Below are 16,155 nucleotides of genomic sequence, written 5' to 3'. Positions count from 1 at the left end.
CGTGCACGGCGGCGACCTCCCCCGAACAGCTGGGCGTGCGCGATCCCTGGTTCCCAAGTCCCGTGACACACGTCCTTCCCATGCCGCGCGCGCGCCGCTACGCCCCTGACGACATCGCCCGCGATGTGGTGGGACGCATCGTGCGTGGGCTGATGGTGTTGCTCGGCCTGCTGATCGTGGTGGCGGGGATCCTCATCGCCCCGCTGCCGGGGCCCATGGGCCTGCCGGTGGTGGTGGTCGGCCTGATGGTGGTGCTGCGCAACTCCTTCAAGGCGCGCCGCCAGTTCGTGCGCTTCCAGCGCGCGCACCCCAGGATGATCTTCCCGATCCGGCGGCTGCTGCGCCGCGAGCCCGAAGTCGTGCAGGTCGCCTGGCAACAGGTGCTGAGGATCGAGCGGCTGGTCGTGCCGCGCCGCTATCGTTTCGCCGTGCGCACGCGCCGGCGGTTCCGCCGCCGTCCGGCCTGATCCCAGAAACGATCTGAGCCCAGAAACGACCTGATCTCAGAAACGAAAAGAGCCGGCGTCGCGGGCGCGGCGCCGGCTCCTTTGTCTGATGCGACGCGCGCCTATTGCAGGCGCGTGGCCAGTTGCTCGATCGCCCCGTCCACTTGCGGGTCGGTCTTGGCGCCGGCGATGCGCTTGGTCAGCAGCGCCTCGGCGGCCTGCGCGGCCAACTCGGCGGCGGCCGCCTTCACCTCGGCCGCGGCCTGGGCCTCGGCGTTGGCGATCTTGCGCTCGGCCAGTTGCTGGCGGCGGGCCAGGCTCTCTTCGAGCTTGGCCTTGGCCTCGGCCTCGTAGCGGCGGGCCTCGGCTTCGGCGGCGGCCAGCATGTCCTTGGCCTGCTTCTCGGCTTCGACGCGCTCGGCCTTCAGCTCGGCCAGCAGGCGCTGGGCCTCCTCGCGGATGCGCGCGGCCTCGTCCAGGTCGGCCTGGATCTTGGCGGTCTTGGCGTCCAGCGCCTCGCCGACCGCCTTGGGCGCCTTGGCCACGAAGACCACGATGCCGAGGAAGATCAGCAGGCCGGCGCCGACCCACATTTCGGCCTCGGCGGGATTCAGGAACTCGGGCATCAGGCGGCTCCCTGCGACAGGGCCGCGGCGATGTCCTTGGCCGTCGTCTTCTCGCCCGTCAGCTTCTCGACGATCGCCTGGGCGGTCTCGGTCGCGATGGTTTCGACGTTGGCCATGGCCGTATCGCGCAGCGAGCGGATGCGGGCCTCGGCCTCGTCCATCTGGGCCTTCAGGCGCTCGTCCTCGGCCGCCTGGCTCTTGGCGAGCTCAGCGGCGGCCTTGGCCTTGGCTTCGGCGGCGAGGCCGCGCGCCCGGGTGCGGGCTTCGTCGATCTCGGCCTGGGCGGCCTTGGCTTGCGCCTCGGCCTCGGCTTGCACCTTGCGGGCCTGCTCCACCGCGTCGGCGATGGTCTGGGCCCGGCTGTCCAGGATCCGGCGCAGCCGCGGCACGAACACCCTGGAGAGCAGGATGTAGAGCACCAGGAAGATGAACAGCAGCCAGACGATCTGGCCGCCCCAGTACTCGAACCGGAACTGCGGCAGACCGCCGCCGCCGCTTTCGTGGGCGACTTCCGTCGTCCCGGCGTGGGCGTCGGCGGCGTTGGAAGTTAGAGTCTCGGCGGCCATAAGGCTTGGACGTCCTCAAGGCAGGCGGGCGGCGCGGAGCGCCCCCCGGGTCTGCGGGTCTTGGCTTAGCTGAACAGGATGAGCAGGCCGAGCACGAAGGCCAGGATGCCCAGAGCTTCGGTCAGAGCCGCGCCGAGGATCAGGTTGGTGAACTGGCCGCCGGCGGCCGAGGGGTTGCGCGTGGCGCCGCCCAGGAAGTTGCCGAAGATCAGGCCCACGCCGATCCCCGAGCCGATCATGCCGAGGGTGGCGAGACCCGCGCCGATGAACTTAGCCGCTTCCGCTTCCATGATTTTTCAGTCCCGTTTGGAAGTTGAGATGTTGAGGGTTTGATCGGCCGTCAGTGATGATGGCCGAGGTTGACCACGTCGTTCAGATAGACGCAGGCCAGAACCGCGAAGACGAAGGCCTGGAGGAAGGCCACCAGGAACTCCAGCGCCGTCAGGGCGACCACGCCGCCGAGCGACAGGGCCGCGCCGGGGATGCCCAGCAAGCCCATGCCGCCGCCGGCCGCCAGGGCGCCCAGCGAGACGACGAAGCCGGCGAACACCTTCAGGGCCACGTGGCCGCCCAGCATGTTGCCGAACAGACGAAGGGCCAGGGTCACCGGGCGCAGGAGGAAGGAAAGAACCTCGATCGGCGTCACCAGGATCAGGAGATACCAGGGCACGCCGGAAGGCACGAACAGCTTGAAGAAGCCCAGGCCGTTGCGCGCGAAGCCCACGGCCAGCACCAGCAGGATGGTGACGGCGGCCAGGGTGGCGGTCACGGCGAGCTGCGCCGTCGCGCCGAAGATCAGGAACAGGCCCAGCATGTTCATCGCCAGGATGAACAGGAACAGGGTCAGGACGAACGGAAGGAACTTGCGGCCTTCCTCGCCGATGATCCCGGTCACAAGATCATCGATGTAGCTGAACATGCCCTCGCCGACCACCTGCGCCCGGCCCGGCACCACCGCGGCCTTGGCCGTGGTGATGGCGAAGAACGCGATGACGATCGCCGCGGCGATCAGCATCGACAGGATCGAGTTGTTGATGGACAGGTCGATAGCCCCGATCCCCGGCACATTGACCGTGGGCAGGGTGAGAACCGGCTGGATCTCAAACTGGTGCATCGGGCTGGCCATGCCGGCTCGAACTCCTCAATCTTCCTCGTCCGCGTCGTCGACGGGCAGGTCCCGAACCGGGCCCCACTCCCTCGCCGCCTCCGCGGTCATCCGCTGGGCCGTGCGAACGGCCATCCAAGTCGATACTGCGAAGCCCGCCAGGACTCCGACGATCATCCCCCAGGGCGCGGTCTTGGCGATCGCGTCGATCGCAAAGCCGAACCCCAACCCCACCAGAACCCCGCCGAGCAGGACGCCGATCAGGCGGTAGCCGTAGCTGGCCGCCGTGGCGCCGTAGTCCGGCGTTGCGCGGGCCGTACGCGCCGCCAGCGCGTCAGCCCTTTCGTCGAGACGTCTGATCGCCTCGTCACGCGGTTCGTCCGGTTGCGCCATGCGTCGGGAGGTCATGCGACCGCGACGTCGCCGCCGCAGCCGGGGCTGAAAAGTCGCGCGGAACCTATAGGGGCGGGTGCAGTGCGTCAAGGCTGGGCAATCACCTTGTAACGCGTTGTTTTATATTGCAAAAAGTCGTTTTTCCACGATCTGTCGCGCAGGCGCGGCGATCCGGCCCCTATTGGGCGGCCATGGCCTCGGCCTGGCGCAGGTCCACCGAGACCAGTTGCGAGACGCCCCGTTCGGCCATCGTCACGCCGAACAGCCGGTCCATCCGGGCCATGGTCACCGGGTTGTGGGTGATGGTGATGAAGCGGGTGTGCGTGCGCCGGCGCATCTCGTCCAGCATGTTGCAGAATCGGTCGACGTTGGCGTCGTCCAGCGGCGCGTCCACCTCGTCCAGCACGCAGATCGGGGCCGGCTGCGACAGGAACACGGCGAAGATCAGGGCCGCCGCCGTCAGGGCCTGCTCGCCGCCGCTCATCAGGCTCATGGTCGCCAGCTTCTTGCCCGGCGGGCAGGCGTAGATCTCCAGCCCCGCCTCCAGCGGATCGTCCGATTCGACCAGGCGAAGTTCGGCCTGGCCGCCCTCGAACAGGGCCGAGAACAGGGCGCGGAAGTGGTCGTCGATCACCTCGAACGCGGCCAGCAGCCGCTCGCGGCCCTCGCCGTTCAGCTCGTCGATTCCCTCGCGCAGGCGGGTGATCGCCCCGGTCAGGTCGGCCCGCTCGGTCTGCATCACCTCCAGCCGGCGGCTGTGCTCGGCCGCTTCCTCCTCGGCGCGCAGGTTCACCGCGCCGATCGATTCGCGCTGACGCTCCAAGGCGTAGAGGTGGGCCTCGATGCCGCCGGCGTCGGTGGGGATGGCCACGGCTTCGTCGGCCAGGCGCTTGGCCAGTTGCTCCGGCTCCACCCGCGCGGTCTCGCGGATCTGGGTGGTGATCTCGATCAGCCGCTCGCGCGCGGCCTCCAGCTTGGCGTCCAGGCCGGCCCGGCGCTCGCGGGCCTCGCCGGCGGCCTGCTCGGTGGCGCGCACCGCCCGGTCGGCCTCGATTCGCGCGGCGTCGGCGGCCTGGAAGGCGTCGCCCGCATCGGTCCGGCGGGTCTCTGCGGCTGACAGCTCGTCCAGCAGGCGGGCGCGGCGCTCCGCCAGGGCGGCGGGCGCCTCGCGCGCGGCGTCGAGCTGGGCGACCGCCTTCTCGCGGGCGTCGGACAGTTCGTCCAGGCGCTTGGACGCCGAGGCGGCCCGGCGGCTCCAGTCGTCCCGGTCGCGGCGCAGGCTCGCCAGGCGCCGGGCGCGGCCGTCGCGCTCGCGCACCTCCACGTCCAGCGCGGCGCGGGCTGCGGCGGCGGCTTCCCGCGCGGGTCCGGCGGCGGCGCGGGCGGCGGCCAGCCGCTCGGCGGCGTCGCTCGCCTCGCCGCCGGCCTCGGCGTCTGCGCGCACCTGGGCCAGGCTCGCTTCGGCTTCGGCCTGTTCGTCCTGAAGCCGCGCCACGGTCTCGTCGAGGGACTGGGCCTGGGCCTCGCGGCGGGCGGCTTCCTGGTCGAGCTTGACCACCGCCTGGCGGGCCTGGGCGGCCTTCTGCTCGGCGAGCTGCGGCTCGCGGCGCGCCGGCTTCAGCGCCTCCTCGGCGGCGCGGGCGCGGGCCTGGGCGGCCTGCAGCGCCTCGCGCGCGGCCTTGGCCTTGGGCTCGAGCTTCTCGATCTCGGCCTCCACCTCGGCCAGGCGCGTCTTCTGCTCCATGCGCACGGCGGCGGGCCGCTTGGCGTCGGCGCGGGTGGTGAAGCCGTCCCAGCGCCACAGGTCGCCTTCCCTGGAGACCAGCCGCGCGCCGGGCGGCAGGATCGCCTGCAGCCGTTCGCCGTCTTCGCGCGCCACCAGGGCGGTGAAGGCCAGGCGCGCGGCCAGGGCCTTGGGCGCCTTGACCAGCGGGGCGAGCGGCGTCGCGCCCGCGGGCCAGGCCGGCGGCTCGGCCTCGCGCCCGCCCCAGAACGCCGGGGCCTTGGGATCGAGCGCCGCCTCCAGGTCGTCGCCCAGGGCCGCCGCCAGGGCCGCCTCGTAGCCGCGCTCGGGCGAGACCTCGTCCAGGGCCGGGGTGAAGCCGCCGCGCCGCTGGGGCGCGACGATCTGGGCCAGGGCCCGGGCCTCGGCGGTGTAGCGGCCGAGCTGTTCGTCCAGCTTGCGGGCGGCCTCGCGGGCCTCGGCCTCGGCGGCGCTGGTCCGGGCGCGCTCCTCCTCGGCGGCCTCAAGCGCGGCGCGGGCGGCGGCCACGGCGGCTTCGGCCTCGGCCAGGGCGGCGCGGGCCGATTCGGTCTGCGGCGAGACGGCCGGCCCCAGGGCCTGGCGCTCGGCCTTGGCCCGGTCCAGCGCCTGGCGGGTGCGGTTCGCCCGGCCCTCGGCCTCGCCCAGGCGGGCGGCGGCGGCGCGGCGGCGGGCCTCCTCGGCGGCGACCTCGGCGGCCAGGGCCTCCACCGCGGCGTCGGCCTCGGCCCGCGCCTTGTCGGCCGCGGCCACGGCGGCCTCCAGCTCAGGGACGCGCTCGGGGGCCTGGTCCACAGCCGCCTCCAGGGCGGCCAACTCTTCGGCCAGACCGGCCAGGGCGCGTTCGGCGTCCTCGACGATCTGGGTCTCGCGCGCGCGGTCCGAATCGATGCGCGCGACCTCGCCGGCCAGCCGGGCCTCCTCGGCGGCCAGGGCCTCGCCCTCGCGCTCGATGCGGTCCTTGTCGATCGCCAGCCGGCCCAGGATCGCGGCGGCCACGGCCTCGGCCTCGCGCAGCGGCTTCAGCGCCTCCTCGGCGGCGGCGGCCTGGGTCACGGCGGCGGCGGCGGCGCGGGCGGTCTCCTCCACCGCGCGGATCGCCTCCTCGGCCTCCTCGCGCAGGCGCTGGGCGATGTCGCGCGCCTCGCTCCAGCGGGAATAGAGCACCGCGCCCTGCAGCGAGCGGATCTCGGCCGACAGCTTCTTGTAGCGTTCGGCCTGGCGGGCTTCGCGGCGCAGGCGGTTGAGCGCGCTCTCCAGCTCTTGGCCCACGTCGTCCAGCCGCGCCATGTTGGCCTCGGCCGCGCGCAGCCGCAGCTCGGCCTCGTGCCGGCGCGAATGCAGGCCTGAGACGCCGGCGGCCTCTTCCAGGATCAGGCGCCGGTTCTGCGGCTTGGCGGCGATCAGCTCGGAGATTTGGCCCTGGCGCACCAGGGCCGGCGAGTTCGAGCCGGTGGACGCGTCGGCGAACAGGAGCTGCACGTCGCGCGCGCGCACCTCGCGGCCGTTGATCCGGTAGGTGGAGCCCGCGCCCTTGTCGATGCGCCGCACCACCTCCAGCACCGGATGGTCGTTGAACGCGGCCGGCGCCAGCCGGTCGGCGTTGTCGATGGTCAGCGCCACCTCGGCGTGGTTGCGCGAGGGGCGCTGGCCGGAGCCGGCGAAGATCACGTCGTCCATGCCGCCGGCGCGCATCGCCTTGGCGGAGTTCGCGCCCATCACCCAGCGCAGCGCTTCCAAGAGGTTGGACTTGCCGCAACCGTTCGGGCCGACCACCCCCGTCAGCCCCGGTTCGATGCGGAACTCGGTGGCGTCGACGAAGGACTTGAAGCCCGAAAGTTTGAGGCGCTGGAAGTGCACGGAGGCGGCGGGCCCGTTACTTGGACGCCTCGGCGACCGCCGCGTCCAGTTGGGCCATGGTGACTTCGCCTTCGGCCACCTTCTTGCCGTTGATGAAGAAGGTCGGCGTGCCGGTGATCTTGTCCACCTTCACGGCGCGTTCGACGCGGGCGTTCAGCGCCTTCAGCGCGGCCTCGTCGGAGACGCACTTGTTGAACTGGTCCTCGGTCATCCCCGCCGACTGGGCCACCTTCAGCAGGCCGCCGCGGAAGTCGCCGGTCATGAACATCTGTTCCTGGTTGCGGAAGACGGCGTCCAGGACGCTGAAGTACTTGTCCTTGCCGGCGCAGCGGGCGATCAGGAAGCCGGCGGCGGCCACCTCGTTCGGCGGCGTCAGGAATTCCTTGAGCGTGTAGTGCACCTTGCCGGTGTCGATGTACTTGGCCTTGAACTCGGGGAACACCGTGTTGTTGAACCGCGCGCAGTGCGCGCAGCTCGCCGAGGCGTACTCCACCATCTCGATCTTCGCCTTGGGATCGCCCAGGGTCATGTCGCCTTCGGCGGCGGCGCTCTGAGCGGTCTTGCTGCAGGCCGCGAGCGCAAGCGCGCCCATGGCGGCCAGAACAAGGATGCGGCGGTTGGTATTCGGCATGTGGAGCGCTCTCCGCGAATTGCGAACAAATCATTAAAGCGCGATTCCCGTCGCGCCGCCTCTGTGGCGAGGCTGACCCTTGGGACCGGCTTGCGGCGCAGATAAGGCCGATCAGCGGCCGCCCCGCAAGACCTCCCGGCCGAGCGCCATCAGCGCGGTCTTCAGCGGCCCGTCGGGCGCGTCAGCCAAGCCCTTGGCGAGCTCGGCCTCCTGGGCCGCGTCCAGCGGCGGCACGCGGCGTCGCACGGGCGGCGCGGCGGCCGCGACGACGTTGCGCAGGGGGCCCTGGACGATGCGCAGCTTGCCCACCGCGCCCTCGCCCAGGAACAGGTTCACCCGCGCCAGGATCTCCGGCGCCTGGTGCTGCACCAGGGCCGCGGCCGGCCCGGCCACGCGGATCTCCAGGCTGGCGGGCGCGCCGCCGCGGCCCTTGACCAGCTTCACCGGCTCGGTGCGCTTGGCGATCTGCTCGCCGACGATCTCGCGCCAGCGGGCCTGCAGCGCGCCCGGCCCCTGGCCGAAGCGCTCGTCCAGCTCCCGGATCAGCTTGGAAAGGCCGCGTCCGGCCGAGGGCATCACGCGAGGCGACGGGCGCGTGCGCCGCTGCGCCAGGATGCGCACGGTCTCTTCCGGCGAGGGCAGCTTGCGGGCCATGGCGCCATCCTAGCGCCGGGCGCGAAATCCGCTAGGAGAAGGGCGATGAACCCCGACCGCCTGCGCGCCCGCCTGCTTGCCTGGTACGACGACAGCGCCCGCGACCTGCCCTGGCGCGTGGGGCCTGGCGAGACGGCCCAGGGCGTGCGCGCCGATCCCTACCGGGTCTGGCTTTCCGAGGTGATGCTGCAGCAGACCACCGTGCCGCACGCCGCGCCCTATTTCCTGAAGTTCACCGCCCGCTGGCCGACGGTCTCGGACCTCGCCGCCGAGGACGACGCCGAGGTGATGGCCGCCTGGGCCGGGCTCGGCTACTACGCCCGCGCCCGCAACCTCCTGGCCTGCGCGCGGGTTGTCGCGCGCGAGCATGGCGGGGTCTTCCCGGACACGGAGGAGCGGCTGCGCGCCTTGCCGGGGTTCGGGCCGTACACGGCCGCCGCCGTCGCCGCCATCGCCTTCGACCGGCCGGCCAACGTGGTCGACGGCAACGTCGAGCGGGTGATGGCGCGTCTCCATGCGGTCGAGACGCCGCTGCCGGACGCCAAGCCGGAACTGAAGGCCCTGGCCGCGGGCCTGGTGCGCGACGAGCGCCCGGGCGACTGGGCTCAGGCGCTGATGGACCTGGGCGCGACGATCTGCCGGCCCAAGGCGCCGCTGTGCGAACGCTGCCCGATCGCCCAGGCCTGCGCCGCGCGGGCGGGCGGCCGGCCGGAGACCTATCCGCGCAAGACGCCCAAGGCCGAGCGCCCGCGCCGCCACGGCGTGGCCTATGTGCTGACCCGGGGCGGCGAGGTCGCCCTGGTGCGCCGACCGGCCAAGGGCCTCCTGGGCGGAATGCTCGGCCTGCCGACCTCCGACTGGCGTTCCCAGCCGTTCAGCGCCGCCGAGGCGCGCGCCGCCGCGCCGGTCTCGGCCGATTGGCGCGCGGCGGGCGAGATCGAGCACGTCTTCACCCACTTTTCCCTGACGCTCGTTCTGATGCGGGCGGAGGGCGAGGCCGACGACGTGATCTGGACGCCGCGTTCGGGTCTTCAGGCCCTGCCGAGCGTCTTCCTCAAGGCGGCGCGGGCGGGCCTGGGGAACCTGCTCTGACGCGATGCGGGATAGATGCTCCCCCTCTGGGGGAGCTCGCCCGAAGGGCCTGAGGGGGACTGAAACTCGGTCCAGTCTCTCGGAAGCCCTCCGTCGGCGCCAGGGAGCCAAAGTCCCCCTCAGTCGCTCCGCGACAGCTCCCCCAGAGGGGGAGCATCTCAGGACTTCGCGTCGTCGGGCCGTGGGTCGGCTAGGCCGCCAGGGCGGCGCGGGCCTTGGCGCGCAGCACGTCGATGGGGGCCAGGCCCGCGTCGGACTTGAAGTGCCAGTAGGTCCAGCCGTTGCAGGCCGGCGCCGACTGCACCATGGCGCCGACCTTGTGGATCGAGCCGGTCATCTCGCCCACCGCCAGGCTGCCGTCGGCGCGCACCCGCGCGGCCCGCTCGCCCTTGGGATCGTAGAGCGTGTCGCCGGCGCGCAAGAGGCCCGACTCGACGATCTGGCCGAAGGGAATGCGCGGCTCGGCCTTCTTCGAGCCGGTCACCTCCAGCTCCTGGGCGGTCGCGGGCATGACCTTGGCGATGCGCGCCTTGGCGAGCTTGGCGTAGCCCTCCTCGCGCTCAAGGCCGATGAACCGCCGGCCCAGGCGCTTGGCCGCCGCGCCGGTGGTGCCGGTGCCGAAGAAGGGGTCGAGGATCAGGTCGCCGGGCTTCGACGAGGCCAGGATCACCCGGTGCAGCAGGGCTTCAGGCTTCTGGGTCGGGTGGGCCTTGGAGCCGGTCTCGTCCTTCAGCCGCTCCTCGCCGGTGCACAGCGGGAAGGTCCAGTCCGAGCGCATCTGCACTTCGTCGTTCGCCATCTTCATGGCGTCGTAGTTGAAGGTGTAGCGCCGCGCGCCACGCCCCTTGGCCGCCCAGATCAGGGTCTCGTGCGCGTTGGTGAAGCGCGTGCCCTTGAAGTTCGGCATCGGGTTGGCCTTGCGCCAGACGATGTCGTTGAGGATCCAGAAGCCCAGGTCCTGCAGGGTCACGCCCACGCGGAAGATGTTGTGGTAGCTGCCGATCACCCACAGGGCGCCGTCGTCCTTCAGCACGCGCCGGCATTCCTTCAGCCAGGCCTTGGTGAAGGCGTCATAGGCCTCGAAGCTCTCGAAGCGGTCCCAGTCGTCGTCCACCGCGTCGACCTTGGAATTGTCGGGACGCAGCAGATCGCCGCCGAGCTGCAAGTTGTAGGGCGGGTCGGCGAAGACCAGGTCGACGGATTTCTCCGGCAGCTTCTTCAGCTCTTCGATGCAATCGCCGCAGATGATGGTCTCGGCCGGAAACGACATGCCCGCTCCTCGCTACTCAGGAGAGGGAATCCTCGTCTGACGTGGTGAAGACCCGCCTAAGGAACGTGGTGAACAGGGGATTAAGCTGCTGTCGCGGTTCCTCTTCTGAGAAGACAGCTTTGAAGGCCCCTCCACCGCTTCGCGGTCCCCCTCCCCCACTTCGCGGGGGAGGAGATCGAAACGGCGCCGTCGAGCCTTCTCCTCCCCCTTAGGGGGAGGGGGACCGCGGAGCGGTGGAGGGGGTTGGTGCAGCGCCGGCCTATCCGTCCGTCACCCCGCCCACTTCACCCACGCCCCGTGGGGGTGGACTTCGGCCAGGACGCGGTCCTCGCCGGCGGGCCACAGGGTGAGGCGCACCTCCATGGCGGCCATGCTCGGCGGGGCCGGCTCCATGCGCAGCCAGGCGAAGGGGGCCTCGGCGCCGGCGCGGGCGCCGACGTCGGCGATGGCCGCGGCCAGGGCCGCCTGGCTCTCGGCCGGCATGTACTGCCAGAACACCGAGTGGAAGAGCACGGTCGCGCGGCCCGCCCGCGGCGCGACCCTTTCGCGCGTCCAGGCCACGGCGTCGGCGGCATCGACCTTCACGCCGAGCTCCAGCGCCAGGTCGATCGCCGCGCGGATGCGGCCCAGGCGCTCGAACTGGTCGGGCCAGATGTAGGCCAGCAGCCTGCGCCGCTGGGCCGGATCGGTCAGGTCGCCGGGGCGACGGTCGCAGGCGGCGCGGGCGGCCACCTGCAAGGGCGCGTCCACGGGCGCAGCCGGGCCGGACCAGTCCGTGTCCAGCCGCACCGGCGCGTCCGCCGGGCCGACGCACGCGCCGCCCAGGTCGTAGCGGTAGCGGTCGAAGCTGAGGTTCAGCCCGGCGCTGGAGCCGATCTCGAACACCTGCAGCGGCAGGCCGCTCGCCCTGGCGACCTCCAGGAAGCCGCCGATCAGGCAGACCGAGCGGCGCACCTCGTTGGTCTGCGGCTCGTGCGCCATGAAGGCGGCCAGGCGCTCGGTCCGTGCGGCGACGGCCGCCCGCGCCGCGGCCCAGGCCCTGGCGGGATCGGCCGCGCGTCCCGGCGCCGGATAGGCCGCGGCCAGCTCGGCGTCCGCTCCTTCCAGCACCATGTCGTGCAGCCCGCCGAGGAAGCGCAGGGGCACGGCGTCGGCGAACATCGCCATGGCGTCCGCCTCCGCCCACGGGGCGAACAGGCCCGCGCCGTCCCAGCCGCCTTCAAGATCGTCGGCGGCCAGGGCGAGCAGGGCGGCGTGGAACGGCGAGCCCAGGTTCTGGCAGGCCCGTCCTTGTCGGCGGAAGGTTTGGATCAGCGCGTCGGTCATGGCGCCCAGGGGCCGGCGGCGGCCCTGGGCGTCAATCTTGATTCAGCCGATCAAGCCCGGCCAGCGCCTGGCGGATCGGCGCCCAGCCGCGCCGGTGGATCGGGCAGGGGCCCAGGGTCCGCAGCGCCTCCACATGGATCTCGGCGTGATAGCCCTTGTGGCTGGCGAAGCCATAGCCGGGATAGACGGCGTCCATCTCGATCATCAGCCGGTCGCGCGCGGTCTTGGCCAGGATCGAGGCCGCCGCGATGGAGGCCGACAGCGAGTCGCCCTTCACCACCGTCCTCACCTGGCAGGGCAGCGGAAAGGCGTAGTTGCCGTCCACCAGGGCGAAGGCCGGCGCCACCGCCAGCGCCTCCACCGCCCGGCGCATGGCCAGGCCGGTGGCGTGCAGGATGTTGAGTTCGGCGATCTCGTCGACCTCGGCGAAGGCCACGCCCCAGGCCAGCGCGCTCGCCTTGATCTCGACCTCCAGGGCGCCGCGGGCCTTGGCCGTCAGCTTCTTCGAATCGTTCAGCCCCTCGGGAATGCGCATGGGGTCCAGGATCACCGCCGCGGCCGACACCGGCCCGGCCCAGGGCCCGCGCCCGGCCTCGTCCACCCCGCAGACCGGCCCCGCGCATTCCAGCTCGAGCGCATAGTCCGGCATCAGGCGCCCATCGCCCGCACCGGCGCATGGCGGTGGCACGAGACCAGGTGGTCGTTGACGAGGCCGGTGGCCTGCATGAACGCATAGACGATCACCGGGCCGACGAACTTGAAGCCCTTGGCCTTCAGCGCCTTGGACATCTCCACGGCCACGGGCGTCTGAGCCGGCACCTGGGCGATCTCGGCGAAGTCGTTCTGGATCGGCTTGCCGTCGGTGAAGGCCCACAGGAACTTGGAGAAGTCCTCGCCCTTCTCGCGCATGTCCAGATAGATGCGCGCGCCGGAAATCGCCGCGTCGATCTTGGCGTTGGAGCGCACGATGCCGGCGTCGGCCATCAGCCGGGCGCGGTCGGCCTCGCCGTAGCGGGCCACCTTCTCGGGATCGAAGTCGTCGAACGCCGCGCGGAACGCCTCGCGCTTGCGCAGGATGGTGATCCAGGCCAGCCCCGCCTGGAAGCCGTCCAGCACCAGCTTCTCCCACAGCGCGCGCGGATCGTACTCCGGCACGCCCCACTCGGTGTCGTGGTAGGCCTCGTAGAGGGCGTCGCCCTGCATGCCGCGCCAGCCGCAGCGAATCGGATCCTCGCTCATGGCCGGCACTGTCCCCGGCTGGCGCGCCGTGGGCAAGGCGGCCGCGCTACAGCGCCTCGGGCTTCAGCGGCGCCAGGGCGACGAAGCTCACCAGGGCCGCGGCGGCCAGGTAGATCCCCACCGGCGTCAGCCCGCCCTGGTCGGCCAGCTTCTGGGCGATCAGCGGGGTCAGGCCCCCGCCGATGATGCCGCCCACGTTGAAGGCCACCGAAACGCCGGTGTAGCGCACCCGCGCCGGAAAGAGGCTCGGCAGGAACGCGCCGAGCGGGCCGTAGACGAAGCCCATCATCAAGAGCGCGATGGAGAGGAACCCCCACACCAGGAACAGCGATCCCGAACCAAGCATCGGCGCCATCATCAGCCCGCCGGCCACCACCATCAGGCAGCCGCGCATCAGGACGCGCCGCGGGTTGGTGCGGTCCGACCAGAAGCCGGCCAGCACGATGCCCAGCGCCATGAAGCCGATGGCGCCGAGCTGCGCGCCCAGGAACGCCTGGCGGCTGTAGCCCAGGGCGGTCACGCCATAGCCCAGGGCGAAGGCGGTGGAGATGTAGAAGACGGCGAAGCAGGCCACCACGGCGAAGGTGCCGCCGATGGTCTCGCGCGGGTGGCGGCGGATCAGCTCGGCGAAGGGCACCTGCGGCGGCGGCGCCTCGGCCAGCGCGGCGGCGAAGGCCGGCGTCTCGGTCAGCCTCAGACGCACCCAAAGGCCCAGGCCCACCAGGATCACGCTGAGCAGGAACGGCAGGCGCCAGCCCCAGGCCAGGAACTGCTCGGGGGTGAGCGTCATCCCCAGGATCAGGAACAGGCCGTTGGAGGCCAGGAAGCCCACCGGCGCGCCGAGCTGGGGGAACATGCCCCAGCGCGCCCGCCAGCCGGGCGGGGCGTTCTCGACCGCCAGCAAAGCCGCTCCGCCCCACTCGCCGCCCAGGCCGAAGCCCTGTCCGAAACGCAGCAGGCACAAGAGCAGCGGCGCGACCCAGCCGGCCTGGGCGTAGGTCGGCAGGAAGGCGATCGCCACCGTCGAGCCGCCCATCAGCATCAGCGAGGCGACCAGGGTCGACTTGCGCCCGATCCGGTCGCCGAAATGGCCGAACACGAACGCGCCCAGGGGCCTGGTGAAGAAGGCGATGGCGAAGGTGGCGTAGGACAACAGGAGCTGCGCGGCCGGCGGCGCGTCGGCGAAGAACAAGGGGCCGAACACCAGCGAGGCGGCCGTGGCGTAGATGTAGAAGTCGTAGAACTCCACGGCCGTGCCGACCAGGCTGGCCAACAGGATGCGGCGCGCCGGCGGCGTCTCGGCGCCGGCCAAGGGCTGCGACATGGATGCTTTCCCCCAACGACTTCGCCCCCCGCTTGGGCGGCCGGGCGCTCGCCGTCAAGCTCCGGTCTTGAAGTCGGCCCGTTCCTCTGTAAGTGAGTATCGATAATCAAAGGGAGGGACGATGCATTACGCCGAGCTGCACAAGGCCTGGAGCGAACTGACCGCGCCGGGCGCGCCCTTCGAGATCGTCGAGGTCGACGTGCGCGGCCAGAAGCTGCGCAATTTCAAGAACGCGCCGCCCTCGGTCCGCGAGTTCTGGCTTTCCACCGCTGCGTTCGGCGACCGCACCTACCTCGTCTACCAGGACGACCGGATCACCTACGCCGAGGCTCACGCCATCACGGCCTCCATCGCCAACTGGCTGATGGCCCAGGGGGTGCAGCCCGGCGACCGCGTGGCCATCGCCATGCGCAACTATCCAGAATGGCTCCTGATCTACTGGGCCTGCGTCTCCATCGGCGTGGCCGCCGTGGGCATGAACGCCTGGTGGACCGCCGAGGAGATGGCCTACGCCCTGTCGGACTCCGCGCCGAAGGTGCTGTTCGCCGACGCCGAGCGTCTCGCCCGGGTGGCCGAGCGGCCGGCGATGGTCGAGGGGGTCAAGGTGGTGGCCGTGCGCACCGAGCCGCCGGCCGGCGCGATCGCCTGGTCGGACGTGGTCGCCCAGGGCGGCGCCATGCCCGAGGTCAAGGTCGACGCCGACGCCGACGCCTGCATCTTCTACACGTCGGGCACCACTGGAAATCCGAAGGGCGCCCAGCTCACCCACCGTGGCTGCGTGGCCAACCTTTTCAACATGGTCTTCTCCGGCCAGGTCCAGGGCCTGGCCACCCAGCGCGCCACCGGGATCGCCCCGCCGGATCCGGCCACGGCTCCGCCGCCGGTGGCCCTTCTGACCACGCCCCTGTTCCACGTCACCGCCAACAACTGCGGCGCCTATCTGGTCACCGCCGGCGGCGGCACGATCGTCCTGATGTACCGCTGGGACGCGGGCGAGGCGCTCAAGCTCATCGAGCGCGAGAAGGTCAGCGCCATGAGCGGCGTGCCGGTGATGTCGCGCGAGCTGATCAGCCATCCGGAGTTCGAGACCACCGACACCTCCAGCCTGATGTCGCTGGGCGGCGGCGGCGCGCAGCTGCAGCCCGACCTGGTGGCCAAGATCGACTCGTCGGTGAAGACCGCCCGGCCGAACACCGGCTACGGCATGACTGAGACCTGCGGGATCATCACCTCGGTGTCCGGCGACTTCTTCGTCGACCGCCCCGACAGCGCCGGCCCGGCCATGCCCTCGTTCGAGGTCAAGTGCGTGGACGACGAGGGCCGCGACCTGCCCCCCGGCGTGATCGGCGAGCTGTGGGTCAAGGGCGCGCCGGTGATCAAGGGCTACATCAACCGCCCCGACGCCACCGCCCAGTCGATCACCGACGGCTGGCTGCACACCGGCGACGTCGCCCGCATCGACGAGGACGGCTTCATCTACATCGTCGACCGCAAGAAGGACATGGTCCTGCGCGGCGGCGAGAACATCTACTGCGCCGAGGTGGAGAGCTGCATCTTCCGCCATCCGGCCGTGGCCGAGTGCAGCGTCTTCGGCGTGCCTGATCAGCGGCTGGGCGAGGAAGTGGGCGCGGCGGTGGTGCTGAAGCCGGGCCAGAGCCTGACGGCGGAGGAGCTGCGCGAGCACTGCGCCGCCTACATCGCCAAGCACAAGATCCCCCGCTACATCTGGTTCCTTGAGGACTCCCTGCCGCGCAACGCCTCGGGCAAGTTCGTCAAGCGCGACCTGCGCGACACGCTCGACCCGGCAGCGGCGGCCTGACCGCGCCTTGCCGTCCCCTGGGGCAGGCCGCCTAGCCTGCCC

At 71.7% G+C, this 16,155-nt stretch carries 16 protein-coding genes; 3 read left to right on the top strand and 13 right to left on the bottom strand.

What is annotated here, in order from left to right:
- Nucleotides 1-80: 80 nt before the first annotated feature.
- Complete coding sequence (locus ACE3TA_RS09680) at nucleotides 81-467, top strand: PGPGW domain-containing protein (RefSeq protein ID WP_374573001.1); 387 nt, start codon at nucleotides 81-83, stop codon at nucleotides 465-467.
- Nucleotides 468-568: 101 nt separating this feature from the next.
- Here the strand turns inward: ACE3TA_RS09680 and ACE3TA_RS09675 are convergent, their stop codons facing one another.
- The 8 genes from ACE3TA_RS09675 to ACE3TA_RS09640 form a co-directional block, all read right to left on the bottom strand.
- On the bottom strand, nucleotides 569-1,072 hold the full coding sequence (locus tag ACE3TA_RS09675; RefSeq protein WP_374572999.1) for a F0F1 ATP synthase subunit B: 504 nt from the start codon (nucleotides 1,070-1,072) through the stop codon (nucleotides 569-571).
- Nucleotides 1,072-1,638 carry a hypothetical protein gene (locus ACE3TA_RS09670; protein ID WP_374572997.1) on the bottom strand — a complete coding sequence of 189 codons (567 nt, stop codon included), beginning with the start codon at nucleotides 1,636-1,638 and terminating at the stop codon, nucleotides 1,072-1,074. The genes ACE3TA_RS09675 and ACE3TA_RS09670 overlap by 1 nt, the downstream gene beginning before the upstream one ends.
- Before the next feature lie 65 nt (nucleotides 1,639-1,703).
- Complete coding sequence (locus ACE3TA_RS09665; protein WP_374572995.1) at nucleotides 1,704-1,928, bottom strand: F0F1 ATP synthase subunit C; 225 nt, start codon at nucleotides 1,926-1,928, stop codon at nucleotides 1,704-1,706.
- A gap of 50 nt (nucleotides 1,929-1,978) precedes the next feature.
- Complete coding sequence (locus ACE3TA_RS09660) at nucleotides 1,979-2,764, bottom strand: F0F1 ATP synthase subunit A (RefSeq protein WP_374572993.1); 786 nt, start codon at nucleotides 2,762-2,764, stop codon at nucleotides 1,979-1,981.
- Nucleotides 2,765-2,779: 15 nt separating this feature from the next.
- Complete coding sequence (locus ACE3TA_RS09655; RefSeq protein WP_374572991.1) at nucleotides 2,780-3,136, bottom strand: F0F1 ATP synthase assembly protein I; 357 nt, start codon at nucleotides 3,134-3,136, stop codon at nucleotides 2,780-2,782.
- A gap of 178 nt (nucleotides 3,137-3,314) precedes the next feature.
- Nucleotides 3,315-6,758, bottom strand: a complete 3,444-nt coding sequence (smc, locus tag ACE3TA_RS09650) for a chromosome segregation protein SMC (protein ID WP_374572989.1) — start codon at nucleotides 6,756-6,758, stop codon at nucleotides 3,315-3,317.
- A 16-nt stretch (nucleotides 6,759-6,774) separates the two neighbouring features.
- The gene (locus tag ACE3TA_RS09645; protein WP_374572987.1) at nucleotides 6,775-7,389 is read right to left on the bottom strand and encodes a DsbA family protein; all 615 of its coding nucleotides are present in this window, start codon (nucleotides 7,387-7,389) and stop codon (nucleotides 6,775-6,777) included.
- 111 nt (nucleotides 7,390-7,500) lie between these two features.
- Nucleotides 7,501-8,043, bottom strand: a complete 543-nt coding sequence (locus ACE3TA_RS09640) for a DUF721 domain-containing protein (RefSeq protein WP_374572985.1) — start codon at nucleotides 8,041-8,043, stop codon at nucleotides 7,501-7,503.
- A 45-nt stretch (nucleotides 8,044-8,088) separates the two neighbouring features.
- On the opposite strand from ACE3TA_RS09640, the gene mutY reads away from it, so the two are divergent.
- Nucleotides 8,089-9,135, top strand: coding sequence for an A/G-specific adenine glycosylase (gene mutY, locus ACE3TA_RS09635; RefSeq protein ID WP_374572983.1), 1,047 nt, complete (start codon nucleotides 8,089-8,091; stop codon nucleotides 9,133-9,135).
- 190 nt (nucleotides 9,136-9,325) lie between these two features.
- On the opposite strand, the gene ACE3TA_RS09630 is transcribed toward mutY, so the two are convergent.
- The 5 genes from ACE3TA_RS09630 to ACE3TA_RS09610 all read right to left on the bottom strand — a co-directional run bounded on the left by ACE3TA_RS09630 (nucleotide 9,326) and on the right by ACE3TA_RS09610 (nucleotide 14,294).
- Nucleotides 9,326-10,405, bottom strand: a complete 1,080-nt coding sequence (locus tag ACE3TA_RS09630; protein WP_374572981.1) for a site-specific DNA-methyltransferase — start codon at nucleotides 10,403-10,405, stop codon at nucleotides 9,326-9,328.
- A gap of 270 nt (nucleotides 10,406-10,675) precedes the next feature.
- On the bottom strand, nucleotides 10,676-11,731 hold the full coding sequence (locus ACE3TA_RS09625) for a DUF2332 domain-containing protein (protein ID WP_374572979.1): 1,056 nt from the start codon (nucleotides 11,729-11,731) through the stop codon (nucleotides 10,676-10,678).
- A 31-nt stretch (nucleotides 11,732-11,762) separates the two neighbouring features.
- Nucleotides 11,763-12,380: a ribonuclease HII gene (locus tag ACE3TA_RS09620; protein WP_374572978.1), complete on the bottom strand. Its 618-nt coding sequence runs from the start codon at nucleotides 12,378-12,380 to the stop codon at nucleotides 11,763-11,765.
- Nucleotides 12,380-12,970, bottom strand: a complete 591-nt coding sequence (locus ACE3TA_RS09615) for a DNA-3-methyladenine glycosylase I (RefSeq protein ID WP_374572976.1) — start codon at nucleotides 12,968-12,970, stop codon at nucleotides 12,380-12,382. The genes ACE3TA_RS09620 and ACE3TA_RS09615 overlap by 1 nt, the downstream gene beginning before the upstream one ends.
- Before the next feature lie 46 nt (nucleotides 12,971-13,016).
- Nucleotides 13,017-14,294 carry an MFS transporter gene (locus ACE3TA_RS09610; protein ID WP_374572974.1) on the bottom strand — a complete coding sequence of 426 codons (1,278 nt, stop codon included), beginning with the start codon at nucleotides 14,292-14,294 and terminating at the stop codon, nucleotides 13,017-13,019.
- A 121-nt stretch (nucleotides 14,295-14,415) separates the two neighbouring features.
- Here ACE3TA_RS09610 and ACE3TA_RS09605 point away from each other — a divergent pair, with 121 nt between their 5' ends.
- Entirely contained in the window at nucleotides 14,416-16,113 is a 1,698-nt protein-coding gene (locus tag ACE3TA_RS09605; protein ID WP_374572972.1) for a class I adenylate-forming enzyme family protein, read from the top strand.
- Nucleotides 16,114-16,155: the final 42 nt, after the last annotated feature.

It is taken from the genome of Phenylobacterium sp., from assembly GCF_041916435.1.
In the GTDB taxonomy this organism is placed as follows: domain Bacteria; phylum Pseudomonadota; class Alphaproteobacteria; order Caulobacterales; family Caulobacteraceae; genus Phenylobacterium.
Note: the sequence above shows the minus strand (reverse complement) of the source record. Positions and strands in the feature narration are given on the sequence as shown.